The following is a 16,462-nucleotide window of genomic DNA, read 5'->3' on the forward strand; positions in this document are numbered from 1 at the left end:
TCAGGGCGAAAGTCCGTTTTGATCAATTAAGGAGTAGAAATGAAGTGGATGATAGCTATGTTGCCTCTGGCGATGGCCGGATGTACGCAGACTCAGCCGACGCAACCTGCGCATCCGGTGGGGATGGCTAACCCGGCTTCGGTTTACTGTCAGCAGCTCGGCGGCACGCAGGTTCCCATCCAAAGCCCGCAGGGCGTACGCACTGAATGTAAGCTGCCCAGCGGGGAAACGTTAGATGAATGGGCGCTCTGGCGGCGCGATCACCCGAATAAGCCGTAGCGTTTATTGTAGCGATTTTAGCCAGTCAGCCAGCACCTGCGCATGGTTTTGCCGGGTGTTTTTCGCCGCATAGAGTAACGTCAGCGGCTGTTGACTGGCCAGGGCCGCCAGGCGTTTGCCTTCCTCCCGTTGAGCCTCAAGCTCCTGGCGATAGAGTTGGCTAAAGTGGGCGAAATCGATGGTCTCGCTGTGAAAAGCCTTGCGTAAATCTGCTGATGGCGTCAGCGTTTTACACCACTCATCGTAGTTCAGCGTTTCTTTTTTTATCCCGCGCGGCCACAGACGGTCTACCAGTATCCGGTAGCCGTCGCTCGTTTCCTGCGGGTCATAAACGCGTTTACACTGAATCATCATTGCCCTCCCTTTGTTCCATCCACGCCAGCAGCTGCGGGAGCTGCTGCTCAGAAAATACCTTAATGCCGTGCTCACGAAGCAGGGCGGCGGCAACACCAGCACCGGGTTTGCGCTGGCCTTTAAAGGTACCATCATAGATAAACTGGCTGCCGCAGGTGGGGCTACCATCGGTAAGCAGAGCCGCAGCGCACCCTTCTTCTTGCGCCGCTTTTAGCGCCAGCCAGGCGGCCAACTGGTATTGCGCAGTGACATCCTTGCCGTCGCTTTCAACAATTTGCCCGCGATTTTGCATCACCTCTGCGCCCTGGACGTTGAGGATCTCAGCCGGTAGTCGCGGTACAGGCAATCCGGCCGCCAGCTCCGGGCAGTGGGTGACCAACCGTCCCTCACGCTGCCAGCGAGTCAATGCGTCAGTCAAGCGGGCCTTGTGGCTGCCGTTATAGCGAACCTGAAAGCCCATCAGGCAGGCGCTAACCAGAATTTTGCTCTTCATCGTGTATCCATAGCCATTCTTCTGTCCTATACCATACCGCCAGTCGGCGCAAAATGCCCGTCTTCAGGCGCAGAGAAAATAAGGATTGTTTTCTGCATGTGAGATCGCTAATCTGAGGCTCCTTGTGTTGCCTGATAATCGCTCTGACATAAGGATCCTGCTATGAACTCCCCCCTGCGTATTGCCCTGGTTGGTGATTACAACCCCGATGTTGTCGCCCACAAAGCGATTCCCCTGGCAATAGATGATGCTGCAGCCGTCCTCGAGCTTTCGTTGCGCTATGACTGGCTGGCAACCAGCGAGATAAACTCTACTGAGGATCTTGCTGACTACGATGCTATTTGGGTGGTACCCGCCAGCCCCTATAAAAACGCCGCAGGCGCATTTATCGCCATTCGCCACGCCCGTGAAAACAGCATACCGTTCCTCGGTACCTGCGGTGGGTTTCAGCACGCCATTATTGAGTATGCGCGCAACGTTATGGGCTGGCAGGATGCCGCGCATGCGGAAACCGATACCGAAGGCCGGATGGTCATCGCGCCGCTAAGCTGCTCGCTGGTTGAAAAGACGGATAATATTGAGCTGCGCGCCAATACGCTTATCGCGCGCGCTTACGGTCGCGATAGCATTCAGGAGGGATACCACTGTAATTATGGGATTGCCGACGATTTCGCTCGGGAACTGGAGCAGGGCGATCTGCGGGTGACCGGCTGGGACGATGACGGTGAGATTCGTGCGGTCGAGCTGATTACGCATCCATTCTTTGTCGCCACGCTGTTCCAGCACGAGCGCAATGCGCTGGAGGGGCGGCCCGCGCCGCTGGTTCACGCGTTTTTACACGCCGCGAGCCGTTAAATAAACGCCCGGCAGCGTTTGCCGGGCGAGAGTGCCTCTAGCCGTGAATTTCCCGATCGCGGCCAGCCAGCGCGCCGAAGACCGCCATCACGACAGAAATTAGCGCCACGGCGATCAGCGGAATATGCCAGTCGCCCGAGGCGTCATGAATTTTACCCATCACCGGCGGCCCGCAGGCGGCCAGCAGATAGCCCACCGCCTGCGCCATTCCCGACAGCGCAGCGGCCTGATGGGCTGAGCTGGCGCGCAGTCCGATAAAGGTCAGCCCCAGAATCATGGTCGCGCCGGAGCCAAAGCCGAAGATAAGCGTCCACATTACCGCCTGGCCCGGGAGAAACCATAATCCGAGCGCGCTGACCGCGCACATCATGGCAACCAGCACCGCAATACCGCGCTGATCTTTTAACCGATGAAGGATTAAGGGAATCGCCAGTCCCGGCGCGGCGGTCGCCAGCTGCAGCAACCCGTGCAGGGAACCCGCCTGCGCTTCGCTGTAGCCAATACTTTGCAAAATGGCCGGCAGCCAGCCGATGATAACGTAATAGACCAGCGAGTTAATGCCAAGAAACAGCGTCACCTGCCAGGCTAACGCAGAACGCCAGATACCGCGGTTATGGATGGCTCCCGAACCGGTCAGCGGCGCGGTAGCCTGTCTGCGCGACTGCGGCAGCCAGACAAACAGCGCCAGCAGTGGAAAAACCATCAGCGTCAATAGCGCGCCGCGCCAGCCAAGTCCGGCAAGCGCCAGCGGTACCACCATGGCCGAGCCCAATGCCGCCGCGCCACCCATGGTGAGAGAGTAAGCGCCGGTCATTTTGGCGACGTGCTGCGAAAAGTCGCGTTTGATTAACCCCGGCAGCAGTACGTTCCCCAGCGCGATACCGCAGCCGATCACCGCGGTGCCGATAAACAGTAGCGAGACGAAGGGCAGGGAGCGCAGACCAATTCCGAGGCAAATCAGTATCATCGCCAGCAGCAGGCTGCGTTCAATGCCGAAGCGGCGAGCGACTCCCGCAGCCAGCGGTGACACCAGGCCGAAGGCCAGCAGCGGCAGCGTCGTTAACAGCCCGGTTTGTGCGGTAGTGAGGCCATATTCGCTGCGAATGGCGTCGAGCAGCGGCGCGGCGCCGGTAAATGCCACGCGTAAGGTCGTGGCGATAAGCAGAATACCGGCAATCAACAAAAGAGGACGGCGGCCGGCAGAAGGTAAAACAGAATTCATGGCGATCTCAAACAAGAATACGAGGCGTTCACAATAGCCTGTTTGTGGGATGTTTAAATCAAGCTAAAATGACAGATTATCGCTAAAATCGGACAATTTTATGATCGGACTCGGCCTGGACGGCTACGACCCGGACAGCGGCCACGAGGCGGCGCTGGCTTTTCGTATTCAGGTTGTTGCGGATGAACAGTACATTCCGCGCCATCAGCATCGTAAAGGGCAACTCATACTTGCCCTTCACGGGGCGCTAACCTGTGAAGTCGAGAACGCCATGTGGATGGTGCCGCCGCAGTACGCGGTATGGGTGCCCGGGCAGGTACCGCACAGTAATCGCGCGACGCCGGAGGCGCAAATCTGCTTCTTATTTATTGAACCCGATGCGGCGCCGATGCCGGATTTCTGCTGTACGTTAAAGATTTCGCCGCTGGTGCGCGAGCTGATCCTCGCGATGGCCCAGCGCGGCAGGGCCTGGCTCGGTAAACCGGAGATGGACCGGCTGGTGCAGGTGCTGTTTGATGAGCTACCGCAGCAGCCGCAGGAGCATCTGCAGCTACCGGTCTCCGGACATGCCAAAATTCGTCAAATGGCGGAAATGATGGCCGTCGACCCGGCCCGCTGGCAAACCCTGGCGCAGTGGGCGGCGGAGTTTGCCATGAGTGAACGCAATCTGGCGCGGCTGGTGGTGCGCGAGACGGGGCTGAGCTTTCGGCGCTGGCGGCATCAGCTGCAGCTTATTCTCTCCCTGCAGATGCTGATTCGCGGGCAAACGGTACAGCAGACGGCGCAGAGCCTGGGCTACGACTCCACCACCGCTTTTATTACTATGTTTAAAAAGGGCCTTGGGCAGACGCCGGGACGCTATCTTGCCAGCCTGGCTACGACTTCCCGATAAACAGCGAAATTATCCCGGCGGCGATCAACGGGCCGACCGGTACGCCGCGGAAGAGGGCGACGCCGAGCACGGTGCCGACCAGCAGCCCGGCAACCAGCTGCGGCTGCGAGCCCATCAGCGCTACGCCGCGCCCGCCAAGCCAGGAAACAAAAACGCCTACCGCGATGGCCAGCAGCGATTTCCAGTTAACGAAGGAATGCAGCAGCGTTGAAGGCGGGAGCGTACCGCTGGCGATTGGCGCCATCACGCCAATGGTGAGAATAATTATACCGATGGTCAGCCCCTGCTTTTCTATCCACGGAAAGAAAGCGTTAAGCGGGGTGACGCGAACGATAATTAACACCAGGATAGAAATAGCCACGGTTGTGTTATGGCTAACAAAGCCGAGCGCCGCCAGGCCCAGCAGTATTAACAGGGTGGTGTCGAGCATGTGCAGAGGTCCTTGCCAGAAAACAAAAAAGAGAAGCCCGTTTACTCTACGCATAATTGCGTGACTAAACAGGCTTTTTTTATCTCAGAATGATGTTTTCAGGCATCTGCCCGATGGCGATCTTCCCGCCGCGAAGCTCGCAAAAAAGCGGAAATGGGCTGCAGACGGCGGGAGCAGACTCAGGGCTGGCGATGAAAAGCCGCCAATTCCGGCCGAGCAATGCGCAGATAGTCGGCGGTATCCAGGATGATCGATTTATCAAGCTGCCCGGCGTTAAAGGCGATTTCCGGGAAACGCTCGAACAGGACCGGATCGGCAACCAGCCGCAACGCCGGGTGGAAACTAAAGGGGGGAATCGCGCCAAACACGCAGGCGGTCAGGGAGTCCACTTCCGCCGGGCTGGCGAGGGAGGCTTTACTGCCGCCGATATACTCGGCCAGACGGGCTAAGTCCGCCTGCAGGTCGGCGGCAAGAATCGCCAGAACGTGCTGATTTACGCCATGACCTTTAATTTTGCATACCAGCGCTTTGGCTCCCTGACCCAGCGCGGTACCGCGGATCTTCGATACCGCTTCACATTTCCCGACGGCTTCATGTTCCACAACCCGGTAGCGGGCATGGGAGCGGTTAAGCAGCGCGATCAGCTGCTGATGAATGCTGAGTCCTGCAGACGCGTTCATGCTGATGGTTCCTTAAAAATTTAAAGCTAAAGATTAATCCTCTCGCCCTGGATGGACGTGCTTTTTTTGTTTTTTATTTTCGTACAGCCGGGCATCGGCGATTTGCATGGTATCGGCCAGGCTATCTCCCGGCGCCATGCTACAGGCGCCCCATGAGAAGTTAACGCGCTTGTTGACGTCAATCGTTCGCAGATGCTGGCGGATACGCTCGGTAATATTTTTGGCGTCTTCTTCGGCGTAATCAATCAGTATCAGAAAGAACTCATCGCCGCCCAACCGGATACCGTAATCGCTTTTGCGTATGGCGGCGGATATGGACTGAGCAAGCATCACAATTGCGCGGTCGCCTTCGTTATGCCCAAAGGTATCATTAATGAATTTAAGCCGGTCGCAGTCCAGCGCCATAAACACAATATTCACCCCCTGTTCCGTCAGCTTTTGCATGCGCGATTCCAGCAACGAGGAGAGAATTTTACGGTTGTAAAGACCGGTTAATGAATCACTAATATTTTCTTTAAAAACATCGATATACAAACGAAAATGCATGCGAACAAGATGAAGCAGCACGCCGGTAGATATCAGGTAAAACAGGAAGAGCTTCCAGGAGCTGAGCAGGAAATACATCACGTCCAGCGACAGCGAGATCTGCAGGTTTGTGGCTACCGCATGTTGATAATGGGCATAGCTAAAAAGATGCGTTTTGCTGCGGTGAACAATGATTTCTGAGGTTGAGTCCGAATCCGTTAATGTGATGTCGAGATAACGCCACACCAGCGGGCGGTCAGCGGTATACAGGAGCTCTTCGATATCTTTACGGCTGACATCGACCATGACGACCCCTTTAAGCCCTTCGTGGTGATACACCGGGGACAAAAACGAGAGAATATTTTGCCCGGTCACCGCGTCCACGTAGATGCTGGACATCAACGTGCGGCCGCGCAGTAAGCTGTTAAGGTTAGTCTGGGTAATACCTAATTTGCCGTCGTGGAGAAAGTTCCAGTTGTCCAGTGCGCGGTTTTTAATCTCGACTTGAGTATGGAAATACACATATTTATTTTTAAAATCAATGAAGTAACGTAATTTGTTGTCGGATTTATAAGGACCGGTTTCCTGGCCATGGTGGGTTCTGTTATGGTCGATAATGGTATCAAAGGCCTGCAGCGCGGGCAGATCGTTAACCCACGCCAGGCAGGAAGACTGATTCGCACTGAGCGTGCCGCTAAGCAGGGGAAAGGTGTACTCCGTAATATTCAGACCGCTAACGCTGCCTTTTGTTTGTACGCTGTCGCATGCCTGTTGAGCAACTTCAGCAGAAGGTAGGGTATCTAACTTGCGGGCGATCTGGGAGATAACCAGCTGATTTTGATATTTATCGTAGAGAAAAGCGTACTCGCCTTTTTCGACAATATAGTGCATATATTCCGACATATCCCGATGGCTGACGACTAACTCATAGACCAGGAATGAAGAGGTCAGGACCACTACCCCAGCCGAAATCAAATGACGAAGTAATTTATTCTTTAATTTCATTACGTTAGTTCACCAGATCGTTAAGGTCAGTTTACCTGCGCACGGTCTATTCATGTCATGAAGGGGAAAAATCAGGATACGCTGTGATAAAACTTAAGCAGTTGTCACCGGTAGATTCTAGCAAAAGCGTGTGCATGTTTAGCCACATTACGTGTTGAATGGAGAAAGAGTTCACTTTGTGTATGGCGATCCCGATAGCGATATGAAAACTGAAACCAGAATTCATGCAAACTATAAGCAAGCTAATTGTAGGCTTTCATACCCCTTTTATCCACATTAACTTCACTTTTCCCTCATTTTGCATGCAATAACATATGCTGCAATAACGAAACGTATTACTATTCGCCCTGCGCCAAAAACAGGATAATTTTATATAACAAGAGAACTTTTCTTATTTTCGTTAGTCATTAGGATGACTAGCAGAGGTGTTGTTGATTGTGGTGACGAGGTTATGATGATGGAAAACGCAGCGGTGCAGGTAGCTCCCCGGAAGTTTAAAAAAATAAGAGAGCTCAACCGGCGCCGCAATTATTTTTTTAAGAAATTACGCAATATTCTGCGGGTTTATATCGCAAAAGCGTTGTGGGATTGTCGCGCGCGTCGCGAAGCAGATTTAACGTCCGCCAAAACGGTACTGCTTATGCGCAATGAAGGCGCGATAGGGGACGTTGTCGTTGATTCTGCGCTGGTTAAATGCCTCCATAAGGCAGGTATGACTGTTGATTTTCTGTTAACGAAATCGAACAGCCAGGTCATGCGTGATAATCCACATATTCGCCATATTTATGAAGCTGAGAATGTCGACTCGGCGGCTTATCTGCGTAAGTTTACCCATAACGTTCCTCAGCCCGTTATTAATGAGCTTGCGAATAATAAGTATGATATTGTTATTGACCCCTCGCTTTTTGATATTCCGGTGCACCGGATGCTGCTGTTACGGCAGATAAAAGCGCGCTCGGTGCTGGGGTTTAATAAATGGCCTTCTATTAATCACTATACCCGCTCTTTTGATTTTGACTGTGCAAACTGGCACGTCAGCAAGACCTTTACGCTCATTGCCGATTATCTCCAGCTGGACAAAAAATATCTGCAGTCTTATGACTTGCATATTCCCGAGAATGTCGAACACGAGGTGCGTGATTATCTGGCGGCTAAAAGTGGACGAAATGTGGTCATTAATATTTTTGCCGGCCATCAGGACCGCAGCATGTCGCAGGAGCAGCTGGCCACGCTTCTCACCCGACTGCGCGAAGAGTATCCCGCTATCAATATTATATTGCTCGACCACCGCAATGAAATTCGTCTTTCTCTGCCGGAGAAGGTCAGCGTGAATCCGTTTAAAACGCTGCACCACTGCATGGCGCTGATTGCGCAGGCCGATTTGGTTATCTCGCCGGATACCTCGGTGGTACATATGGCGGCTGCGTGGAAAAAACCGCTGGTCGCAGTGTATAAGGATGTGCGCATGAATAATCGGCTGTGGGCGCCGGGATATGATAGGGCCCGGCAGATCATCGTTAAGTGCGGTAAGGTGCACCAGCTGGAGAGCTTGCCCGACCTGATCATGGCGGAGATTGACCCTGGCACTCTACAGCAGACCCGGGCCGGATAAAGCGCAAAAAACAGCCAGCTGTGAAGGCTGGCTGTCCGGAAGAGATTAACCGTCCGCTTTTGAGGTTTGCTTGTGAAACAGTTCCCGGAACACCGGATAAATATCTTCCGGGTCGCGAATATGCTGCATGGCAAAGTTTTCAAAGGTCGACTGCAGATGTTCATACTCCCGCCACAGCGTCTGGTGCGCACGGCGGGTTATCTCGATATAGCTGTAGTAGCGGACCACGGGCAGGATTTTCTTCGCCAGCAGCTCGTGACACAGCGGTGAATCGTCCGCCCAGTTATCGCCGTCCGATGCCTGAGCGGCGTAGATATTCCACTGCGCCGGGTCATAGCGCTCTTTAACGACTTCGTCCATCAGCTTCAGAGCGCTGGAGACAATGGTGCCGCCGGTCTCCTGCGAATAAAAGAATTCGTGTTCGTCGACCTCTTTTGCCTGCGTATGGTGGCGGATATAAACCACATCAACGTTTTTATAGGTCCGGCTGAGGAACAGATACAGCAGGATGTAAAAACGTTTTGCCATATCCTTTGTCGCCTGATCCATCGAGCCGGAGACGTCCATCAGGCAAAACATCACCGCCTGACTTGAGGGCTCTGGCCGCTTTTCGTAGTTCTTGTAGCGCAGATCGAAAGTATCGATAAACGGCACGCGGTCGATTTTCGCCCGTAGCTCGGCAATCTCTTTGCGCAGCCGCTCCTCCTCCAGCAGCTGTGCCGGTTCGCTTTTGCTAATACTCTCCAGATCTTCTTCCAGAGCATGCAGCTCCCGGCGCTTACCGGCGGTCATCGCCGTGCGCCGCGCCAGCGAGTTTTGCAGCGAGCGAACGACGCTGATGTTGGCGGGAACCCCGTTAGCGGTGTAGCCTGCGCGATGGGTTTTGAATTCCGTCAGCTGCCGATGCTGATTTCTCTTCAGATTCGGCAGGGCAAGATCTTCGAATAACAGATCCAGATACTCATCTTTCGAGATCTGAAAAACAAACTCATCCTGGCCTTCGCCATCGGCGCTGGCTTGCCCCTGACCGCTTCCTCCACCGCCTCCGCCGCCCTGAGGGCGTTCAATACGGTCATTCTGCACGAAGTGATCGTTACCGGGATGAACGCGATTGCGCAGGCCGCCGCGCCCCTGATGAAACATCGGTTCGTTGATATCGTCCGTTGGGATGGAGACGGACTCTCCGCTCTGAATATCGGTCACCGAGCGCTTGTTTATGGCCTCGGAGATCGACTGCTTTATCTGCGCTTTGTAGCGGCGCAGAAAGCGCTGCCGGTTGACGGCGCTTTTATTTTTCCCGTTCAGGCGTCGGTCTATGAACCAGGTCATATGCCCTCCTGTACTGCATTTGCCAACTATGCCCCGGCCATTCAAGCGCCGGAATGTGCCTGGCGCTGAATGTCATTGGGTCTTCGCAGTTATTATTCGCCCGGCAGCAGTTGCCTGCCGGGCTGGTCTATCAGGATGATTTACGTACCCGCAGATACCATTCGCACAGCAGGCGAACCTGCTTGCGGGTATAGCCTTTCTCCATCATGCGGTCGACAAAGTCATCGTGTTTTTTCTGCTCATCGGTTGACGTTTTGGTGTTGAACGAGATCACCGGCAACAGCTCTTCGGTATTGGAGAACATTTTCTTCTCAATAACCGTGCGCAGTTTCTCGTAGCTGGTCCAGTTTGGATTGCGTCCGCTGTTGTGCGCTCTGGCGCGCAGCACGAAGTTGACAATCTCGTTGCGGAAGTCTTTCGGATTACTGATCCCGGCCGGCTTCTCGATTTTTTCCAGCTCCGCATTCAGCGACTCGCGATCAAACAGCTGGCCGGTATCCGGGTCGCGATACTCCTGATCCTGAATCCAGAAATCGGCGTAGGTCACATAACGGTCAAAAATGTTCTGCCCGTATTCCGAGTAGGACTCAAGGTAGGCGGTCTGGATCTCTTTCCCGATAAACTCGGCGTATTTCGGGATCAGATAACCTTTGAGGAACTCCAGGTAACGTTCGGACTGCTCCTGCGGGAACTGTTCACGCTCAATTTGCTGCTCCAGGACATAGAACAGATGCACCGGGTTCGCGGCGACTTCGGCGTGATCAAAGTTAAATACCCGCGACAGAATTTTGAACGCGAAGCGGGTAGACAAGCCGTTCATCCCTTCATCAACGCCGGCATAATCGCGATACTCCTGATAGGATTTCGCTTTCGGGTCGGTATCTTTCAGGCTTTCACCGTCATAGACGCGCATTTTCGAGTAGATGCTCGAGTTTTCCGGCTCTTTCAGGCGCGACAGAATCGAGAAGCGCGACAGCGTTTCCAGGGTTCCCGGCGCGCAGGGCGCGTGAGTCAGTTCGCTATTATTGAGCAGTTTTTCATAGATGCGGATCTCTTCCGAGATGCGCAGGCAATAAGGCACCTTGACGATGTAAACGCGGTCGAGGAAGGCCTCATTGTTCTTGTTATTGCGGAAGGTAACCCATTCCGATTCGTTGGAGTGGGCGAGGATAATCCCGTTAAACGGCAGGGCGGAGATCCCTTCAGTACCGTTATAGTTCCCTTCCTGCGTCGCGGTCAGCAGCGGATGCAGCACCTTAATAGGCGCTTTAAACATCTCTACAAATTCCATCAGCCCCTGGTTGGCGCGGCACAGGGCGCCGGAATATCCGTAGGCATCCGGATCGTTCTGCGCATAGTGTTCCAGTTTACGGATATCCACTTTGCCCACCAGCGCGGAGATATCCTGGTTATTCTCATCGCCGGGCTCGGTTTTGGCGATGGCAATCTGCGCCAGGATTGACGGCCACACTTTCACCACGCGGAACTTAGTAATGTCGCCGCCGAATTCCTGCAGACGCTTGGCCGCCCACGGCGACATAATTGTTCCCAGATAGCGGTTTGGAATGCCGTACTCTTTTTCGAGGATTTGCGCATCCTCTTGCGGGTTAAACAGACATAGCGGATGGTCGTTGACCGGGCTACGCTCTCCGTTTGCGCTAAGCACATAGATAGGCACGCGCTGCATTAAGGACTTAAGGCGTTCGGCAAGCGATGATTTACCGCCGCCCACGGGGCCCAGCAGATACAGAATCTGTTTCTTCTCTTCAAGCCCCTGAGCGGCGTGCTTTAAGTAAGAAACAATTTGCTCGATGGCATCTTCCATACCGTAAAACTCTTCAAATGCCGGATAGCGCGCAACGACCCGGTTTGAAAAGAGACGGGATAGCCTGGGTTCCAGGGCCGTATCGACCATGACCGGCTCACCGATGGCCATCAGCAATCTTTCTGCTGCGTTAGCATAAGCACTGCGATCTTGCCGACAGATGGTAAGAAACTCCTGCAGTGTGAACTCTTCGTCCTTGGCAGCTTCATAGCGCTGGCGATAGTGATCGAATATATTCATGGCATGCCGTCCTTTCGTTTTTAGCACAGGTTGAGAGCCGTTCATATGAATAGTGGGAGCCCCCGGAAGAGGTAAGCTGCACAGCGCTCTCTGATTCTCCAGCAACCCTTATGCCAGGTTGGCGAAGTCTCGGGATAACGTGCCCCGCATTTACTTCTTCTAAATTAAAGCGTAGATGCATTTGGAAAACTTGCATGGCGTGGAAAATCAATTTCAATGACTTATCAACAACTCATCCGGAAAAGCAGCCTCTCATTTCCACTTCTGGTTTCACGCCGTCATGACGCTGTCATTCGGCTGTCAGCGAATGGTCATCTGAGGATGAGAATCTGGTGAATTCAGTGTAATGACTGGTAAAGAATTTGAGGCATGACGTATACAACGTTAAACTGCCTGCGCTAATAATTTGACAACAGGAATATGGATCGTGACTAAAATCAAACTTCTGGCACTTGGTGTGTTGATTGCGACTTCAGCATCCGCCGTACACGCTGAAGGGAAGTTCACTTTAGGGGCGGGTGTAGGCGTCGTTGAACATCCGTACAAGCAGTATGATGCTGATGTTTACCCGGTGCCGGTGATTAATTACGAGAGCGATAACTTCTGGTTTCGTGGTTTAGGCGGTGGTCTTTACCTGTGGAATGATACCAACGATAAGCTCTCCGTGACCGCCTACTGGTCGCCGATGTACTTTAAGCCAGGCGACAGCGATAGCGAGCAGATGCGCCGTCTGGATAAACGTAAATCCACGGTGATGGCAGGACTTGCGTACGAACACTATACGCAGTACGGTTTCCTGCGCACCGCGCTGTCAGGGGACACCCTGGATAACAGCAACGGTATCGTATGGGATCTGGCCTGGCTATATCGCTACACCAACGGCAACCTGACGCTTACGCCGGGTATTGGCGTTGAATGGAATAGCGATAATCAGAACGAGTACTACTATGGTGTTTCGAAACATGAGTCGAATCGCAGCGGCATGCGCAGCTACGATCCGGACAGCAGCTGGAACCCGTACCTCGAGCTGTCGGCAAACTATCGTTTCCTCGGCGACTGGAGCGTATACGGCGTGGCCCGCTACACCCGCTTGTCTGACGAAATCACCGATAGTCCGATGGTGGACAAATCCTGGAGCGGTCTGATTTCAACCGGGATCACTTACTCCTTCTGATAGTGCTTTATTACAGAGCAATTTGTGCATCAAAACAGGGCGTAATGCCCTGTTTTGCATTACGGTGGTGCAATCAAACGACAGGAGGTAGTCATGGCACAAAGGACAATCAGTTTTGGCGAGCATCCAGCGGTTCCCGTCATAGGGCAGGGGACCTGGTACATGGGTGAAAACCCGGCGCTGCGCACTCAGGAGTCTGCTGCACTACGCGCGGGCATCGATCTTGGGCTCACGGCGATCGATACGGCGGAAATGTATGCTGACGGCGGCGCCGAAGAGGTTGTCGGCGAAGCCATTCGCGGCCAGCGCGAGCGCGTGGTGCTGGTGTCTAAAGTGTATCCGTGGAACGCTGGCGGTCGCAAAATAGCCAGCGCCTGCGAAGCCAGCCTGCGCCGCCTGAAGACCGACTATCTCGATCTCTACCTGCTGCACTGGCGCGGCGACTACGCATTGCAGGAGACGGTGGCAGGTATGGAAGCGCTCGTTGCGCAGGGCAAAATTCGTCGCTGGGGCGTATCGAATCTTGATTACGCTGATATGCAAGAACTCTGGCAGGTTGACGGCGGCGAGCAGTGCGCAACTGACCAGGTACTCTATCACCTGGCTTCTCGCGGTATTGAACATGATTTGTTGCCATGGTGCCAGCAGCAGCGGCTGCCGGTGATGGCCTACTGTCCGCTGGCCCAGGCCGGCCGTCTGCGCAATGGACTTTTAAATCATACCGTTGTGAAAAATATTGCGCAGGCCCGGGGCGTAACCGCCGCGCAGGTGCTTCTGGCATGGGTTATCAGCCATCAGGGGGTACTGGCGATCCCGAAAGCATCGAGTATCGAACATGTTGAGCAAAATGCTGCGGCGCTGGACATCGAGCTAACCGCTGAAGAGAGGGCGCTGCTGGAAAAAGCTTACCCGGCACCGGGAAGAAAAACACCGCTGGATATGGTCTGAATAGGGTATAAAGAAAAGCCCCGACTCTGCGGGGCTCCGGTCGCGAGCTGCCACCAGGCATGAATACGATCGCAATCAGTGCGTCAGGCCGGGCAAAGCGTCAGCCGCCGCCCGGCAGAAATACGCGCACTAGATTTTAACCCGTATGCGCTCCTTCAGTGCGTTAGCGTTTCACCACGCGAATGGTTTGCGCCAGGCGCGAAGGTTTCTCTTCGCTGGCCTTCTGCGATTCGGTTACGCAGCAAGTTTCTACGCAAACGAAGGTCTTGTAGCCATCATCGGGCATATCGCCCATGCTGACGGAAAGGGCCGGTCCCGGGTTCCAGCCAACCACGTTGCTGTTGTGATGATGGACGACATCGATGTTGCGGCTGAGCGCATCATCGTGAATGACGCTGCAGGTTTCTGCATTCAGATAGACGCGGTCGGTACGATCCGGGAAGGTTTCAGTGCCGTTGCTTAATACGCCTTCTTCGGCATTTTTCACTTTATCAATATAACGGTCGCCCAGACCGCTGACCTTCACTGCCGCAATGTCACCGACGTTGAAATAGGTGTGAAGGGCGGAAGTGGTTTCAAATTCGCCGTGCGCTTCCAGCTCAATTTCGCAGGTTTTACCCAGTTTGAAACGCGCTAACAGGGTGAACTCATGCGGCCAGTACTGGCGAGTGGCATCGCTGCTTTTTAGTTCAAAGGTCAGCACCACGCCGTTATCGTCTTCATCGTGGCCTTTCAGGGCCCACGGCAGATTGCGGGCAAAACCGTGCGACGGCAGACCCTGCTGAGCTGATGGGCCAAACCATGGCCAGCAAATCGGCACGCCGCCGCGCAGGGCAACGCCATTTTTGAATGGAGTATTGCCGCTGAGCCACAGGACCTCTTCTTCGCCTGCGGGCTTCCAGGAGAGCAGGTGAGCGCCCTGGAAAGCCACGGAAGCTTTAACCTGCGGATGATCAACCACGATCAGTTCCAGGTCATCAAGCTGGCGACGGGAAAGGACAGGGGTAAGCTGTTCGATAACCGGGAGGGCAAAAATCTTATTAATCATTACGCAATCCTTTTTACCCTAAATAATTCGAGTTGCAGGAAGGTGGCAAGTGAACGACAAATTCGTCAGGAACGAATTTGAACAACCGAAGATGGCCTTCGGTCAGGGACATGGATGTCCCTGATTCATCCCGATGAGCTTACCGTAGTAAGTGATTCGGGTGAGCGAGCGTAGCCAACACACCTGTAACTTGAAGTATGACGGGTATATTTTTAGACAAAAAAAAGAGCGACCGGAGTCGCTCTTACAGATTACGGTCTCATCTCAACTTATTTGGAGATGTGAGCAATCAGGTCCAGAACCTTGTTGGAGTAACCAGTTTCGTTATCGTACCAGGAAACCAGTTTCACAAAGTTGTCGTTCAGAGCGATACCCGCTTTAGCATCGAATACGGAAGTGCAAACTTCGCCGTTGAAATCGGTAGAGACAACGTCGTCTTCGGTGTAGCCCAGAACGCCTTTCATTGCGCCTTCGGAAGCAGCTTTGATTGCTTTCTTAATTTCTTCATAAGAAGCAGCTTTTTCCAGACGAACGGTCAGGTCAACAACGGATACGTTCGGAGTCGGAACGCGGAACGCCATACCGGTCAGTTTGCCATTCAGTTCTGGCAGTACTTTACCTACAGCTTTAGCAGCGCCGGTAGAGGACGGGATGATGTTCTGAGCTGCGCCGCGGCCGCCGCGCCAGTCTTTATGAGACGGGCCATCAACGGTTTTCTGAGTAGCGGTAGTGGCGTGAACAGTAGTCATCAGACCTTCGATGATGCCGAAGTTGTCGTTGATAACTTTTGCCAGCGGAGCCAGGCAGTTGGTGGTGCAGGAAGCGTTGGAAACGATGTCCTGGCCTTCATATTTGTCAAAGTTAGCACCTTTAACAAACATCGGAGTGTTGTCTTTGGACGGGCCAGTCAGAACGACTTTTTTCGCGCCAGCGGTGATGTGCTTACGAGCGGTTTCGTCGGTCAGGAAGATACCGGTTGCTTCAGCAACAACGTCAACACCCACTTCGTCCCACTTCAGGTTAGCCGGGTCACGCTCAGCGGTAACACGGATTTTTTTACCGTTAACGATCAGATGACCGTCTTTCACTTCAACGGTACCGTTGAAACGGCCGTGAGTGGAGTCATACTTCAGCATGTAAGCCATGTAGTCAGCGTCTAACAGGTCGTTGATTGCAACGATCTCGATGTCAGAACGTTCCTGAGCAGCACGGAAAACAATGCGACCGATACGGCCAAAACCGTTGATACCTACTTTGATAGTCATATATTCCACCAGCTATTTGTTAGTGAATAAAAGGTTGCCTGTAAAATTACAAAAACCTTACGCAGCGTCAAGCGGAATCGTGTCAATCATTGCGACAAATCAATCCGGAGCATGCCTTTGCGCGGTTGATTTATCCCACTTTCCCTTTGAGCCCAATTCCATATGGGGGCTGCGCCCGGAATTTTAAAGGTCATTTGAGATAAAAATGTGATATTCATCACAATTGTGTGGCTGCCTTTTGGCGTCGCCTAAGTTTAGAACAAAAGTGCACGCTTCATTGTTAATA

The 16,462-nt window shown here is 53.5% G+C and carries 16 protein-coding genes; 6 read left to right on the plus strand and 10 right to left on the minus strand.

Annotated elements, in window-relative coordinates; translation table 11 throughout:
* Nucleotides 1-39 precede the first annotated feature (39 nt).
* Nucleotides 40-279: a putative hemolysin gene (locus KO1_RS11015; protein WP_023320734.1), complete on the plus strand. Its 240-nt coding sequence runs from the start codon at nt 40-42 to the stop codon at nt 277-279.
* Nucleotides 280-282: 3 nt separating this feature from the next.
* Here the strand turns inward: KO1_RS11015 and KO1_RS11020 are convergent, their stop codons facing one another.
* A complete protein-coding gene (locus KO1_RS11020) occupies nt 283-630 on the minus strand; it encodes a DUF488 domain-containing protein (RefSeq protein ID WP_004101238.1) in 348 nt (115 codons plus the stop codon).
* A complete protein-coding gene (locus KO1_RS11025) occupies nt 617-1,126 on the minus strand; it encodes a 2-thiouracil desulfurase family protein (protein WP_004101240.1) in 510 nt (169 codons plus the stop codon). Before KO1_RS11025 ends, KO1_RS11020 begins: the two co-directional genes overlap by 14 nt.
* A 162-nt stretch (nt 1,127-1,288) precedes the next feature.
* Between KO1_RS11025 and KO1_RS11030 the strand changes: the two genes are divergently transcribed.
* The gene (locus tag KO1_RS11030; RefSeq protein ID WP_004101242.1) at nt 1,289-1,981 is read left to right on the plus strand and encodes a CTP synthase C-terminal region-related (seleno)protein; all 693 of its coding nucleotides are present in this window, start codon (nt 1,289-1,291) and stop codon (nt 1,979-1,981) included.
* Between the two features lie 37 nt (nt 1,982-2,018).
* On the opposite strand, the gene KO1_RS11035 is transcribed toward KO1_RS11030, so the two are convergent.
* Nucleotides 2,019-3,203: a CynX/NimT family MFS transporter gene (locus KO1_RS11035; protein WP_004101244.1), complete on the minus strand. Its 1,185-nt coding sequence runs from the start codon at nt 3,201-3,203 to the stop codon at nt 2,019-2,021.
* A 100-nt stretch (nt 3,204-3,303) separates the two neighbouring features.
* On the opposite strand from KO1_RS11035, the gene KO1_RS11040 reads away from it, so the two are divergent.
* Complete coding sequence (locus KO1_RS11040) at nt 3,304-4,095, plus strand: AraC family transcriptional regulator (RefSeq protein WP_004101246.1); 792 nt, start codon at nt 3,304-3,306, stop codon at nt 4,093-4,095.
* Here KO1_RS11040 and KO1_RS11045 read toward each other — a convergent pair.
* The 3 genes from KO1_RS11045 to dgcJ form a co-directional block, all read right to left on the minus strand.
* A complete protein-coding gene (locus KO1_RS11045) occupies nt 4,079-4,525 on the minus strand; it encodes a DUF441 domain-containing protein (protein WP_004101248.1) in 447 nt (148 codons plus the stop codon). The two genes, KO1_RS11040 and KO1_RS11045, sit on opposite strands and share 17 nt — an antisense overlap.
* A 179-nt stretch (nt 4,526-4,704) precedes the next feature.
* Nucleotides 4,705-5,205, minus strand: coding sequence for a YbaK/prolyl-tRNA synthetase associated domain-containing protein (locus KO1_RS11050; protein WP_023320736.1), 501 nt, complete (start codon nt 5,203-5,205; stop codon nt 4,705-4,707).
* A 33-nt stretch (nt 5,206-5,238) separates the two neighbouring features.
* Nucleotides 5,239-6,735, minus strand: a complete 1,497-nt coding sequence (dgcJ, locus tag KO1_RS11055) for a diguanylate cyclase DgcJ (RefSeq protein WP_004101251.1) — start codon at nt 6,733-6,735, stop codon at nt 5,239-5,241.
* Between the two features lie 454 nt (nt 6,736-7,189).
* Here dgcJ and KO1_RS11060 point away from each other — a divergent pair, with 454 nt between their 5' ends.
* Nucleotides 7,190-8,347 (plus strand): glycosyltransferase family 9 protein, encoded by a 1,158-nt coding sequence (locus KO1_RS11060; protein ID WP_004101253.1) that lies wholly within the window; start codon nt 7,190-7,192, stop codon nt 8,345-8,347.
* A 45-nt stretch (nt 8,348-8,392) separates the two neighbouring features.
* Here KO1_RS11060 and KO1_RS11065 read toward each other — a convergent pair whose 3' ends face one another.
* Entirely contained in the window at nt 8,393-9,676 is a 1,284-nt protein-coding gene (locus KO1_RS11065) for a YeaH/YhbH family protein (protein WP_004101255.1), read from the minus strand.
* 130 nt (nt 9,677-9,806) lie between these two features.
* Nucleotides 9,807-11,741 carry a protein kinase YeaG gene (yeaG, locus tag KO1_RS11070; protein WP_004101257.1) on the minus strand — a complete coding sequence of 645 codons (1,935 nt, stop codon included), beginning with the start codon at nt 11,739-11,741 and terminating at the stop codon, nt 9,807-9,809.
* 427 nt (nt 11,742-12,168) lie between these two features.
* Here yeaG and KO1_RS11075 point away from each other — a divergent pair, with 427 nt between their 5' ends.
* Both KO1_RS11075 and KO1_RS11080 read left to right on the plus strand, forming a co-directional pair.
* Nucleotides 12,169-12,915: a MipA/OmpV family protein gene (locus KO1_RS11075; protein ID WP_004101263.1), complete on the plus strand. Its 747-nt coding sequence runs from the start codon at nt 12,169-12,171 to the stop codon at nt 12,913-12,915.
* 93 nt (nt 12,916-13,008) lie between these two features.
* Complete coding sequence (locus KO1_RS11080) at nt 13,009-13,863, plus strand: aldo/keto reductase (RefSeq protein WP_004101265.1); 855 nt, start codon at nt 13,009-13,011, stop codon at nt 13,861-13,863.
* A gap of 163 nt (nt 13,864-14,026) precedes the next feature.
* On the opposite strand, the gene KO1_RS11085 is transcribed toward KO1_RS11080, so the two are convergent.
* Together KO1_RS11085 and gapA are read right to left on the minus strand one after the other, a co-directional pair.
* On the minus strand, nt 14,027-14,911 hold the full coding sequence (locus tag KO1_RS11085) for a D-hexose-6-phosphate mutarotase (RefSeq protein ID WP_004112268.1): 885 nt from the start codon (nt 14,909-14,911) through the stop codon (nt 14,027-14,029).
* 269 nt (nt 14,912-15,180) lie between these two features.
* Complete coding sequence (gene gapA / locus KO1_RS11090; protein WP_004101269.1) at nt 15,181-16,176, minus strand: glyceraldehyde-3-phosphate dehydrogenase; 996 nt, start codon at nt 16,174-16,176, stop codon at nt 15,181-15,183.
* Nucleotides 16,177-16,462: the final 286 nt, after the last annotated feature.

Source organism: Klebsiella oxytoca NBRC 105695 (assembly GCF_001598695.1).
Lineage (GTDB): Bacteria > Pseudomonadota > Gammaproteobacteria > Enterobacterales > Enterobacteriaceae > Klebsiella > Klebsiella oxytoca.

Coding starts and splice junctions, on each gene's coding strand:
- KO1_RS11015 (WP_023320734.1), top strand. CDS start 40: ATGAAGTGGATGATAGCTATGTTGCCTCTGGCGATGGCCGGATGTACG.
- KO1_RS11020 (WP_004101238.1), bottom strand. CDS start 630: ATGATTCAGTGTAAACGCGTTTATGACCCGCAGGAAACGAGCGACGGC.
- KO1_RS11025 (WP_004101240.1), bottom strand. CDS start 1,126: ATGAAGAGCAAAATTCTGGTTAGCGCCTGCCTGATGGGCTTTCAGGTT.
- KO1_RS11030 (WP_004101242.1), top strand. CDS start 1,289: ATGAACTCCCCCCTGCGTATTGCCCTGGTTGGTGATTACAACCCCGAT.
- KO1_RS11035 (WP_004101244.1), bottom strand. CDS start 3,203: ATGAATTCTGTTTTACCTTCTGCCGGCCGCCGTCCTCTTTTGTTGATT.
- KO1_RS11040 (WP_004101246.1), top strand. CDS start 3,304: ATGATCGGACTCGGCCTGGACGGCTACGACCCGGACAGCGGCCACGAG.
- KO1_RS11045 (WP_004101248.1), bottom strand. CDS start 4,525: ATGCTCGACACCACCCTGTTAATACTGCTGGGCCTGGCGGCGCTCGGC.
- KO1_RS11050 (WP_023320736.1), bottom strand. CDS start 5,205: ATGAACGCGTCTGCAGGACTCAGCATTCATCAGCAGCTGATCGCGCTG.
- dgcJ (WP_004101251.1), bottom strand. CDS start 6,735: ATGAAATTAAAGAATAAATTACTTCGTCATTTGATTTCGGCTGGGGTA.
- KO1_RS11060 (WP_004101253.1), top strand. CDS start 7,190: ATGATGGAAAACGCAGCGGTGCAGGTAGCTCCCCGGAAGTTTAAAAAA.
- KO1_RS11065 (WP_004101255.1), bottom strand. CDS start 9,676: ATGACCTGGTTCATAGACCGACGCCTGAACGGGAAAAATAAAAGCGCC.
- yeaG (WP_004101257.1), bottom strand. CDS start 11,741: ATGAATATATTCGATCACTATCGCCAGCGCTATGAAGCTGCCAAGGAC.
- KO1_RS11080 (WP_004101265.1), top strand. CDS start 13,009: ATGGCACAAAGGACAATCAGTTTTGGCGAGCATCCAGCGGTTCCCGTC.
- KO1_RS11085 (WP_004112268.1), bottom strand. CDS start 14,911: ATGATTAATAAGATTTTTGCCCTCCCGGTTATCGAACAGCTTACCCCT.
- gapA (WP_004101269.1), bottom strand. CDS start 16,176: ATGACTATCAAAGTAGGTATCAACGGTTTTGGCCGTATCGGTCGCATT.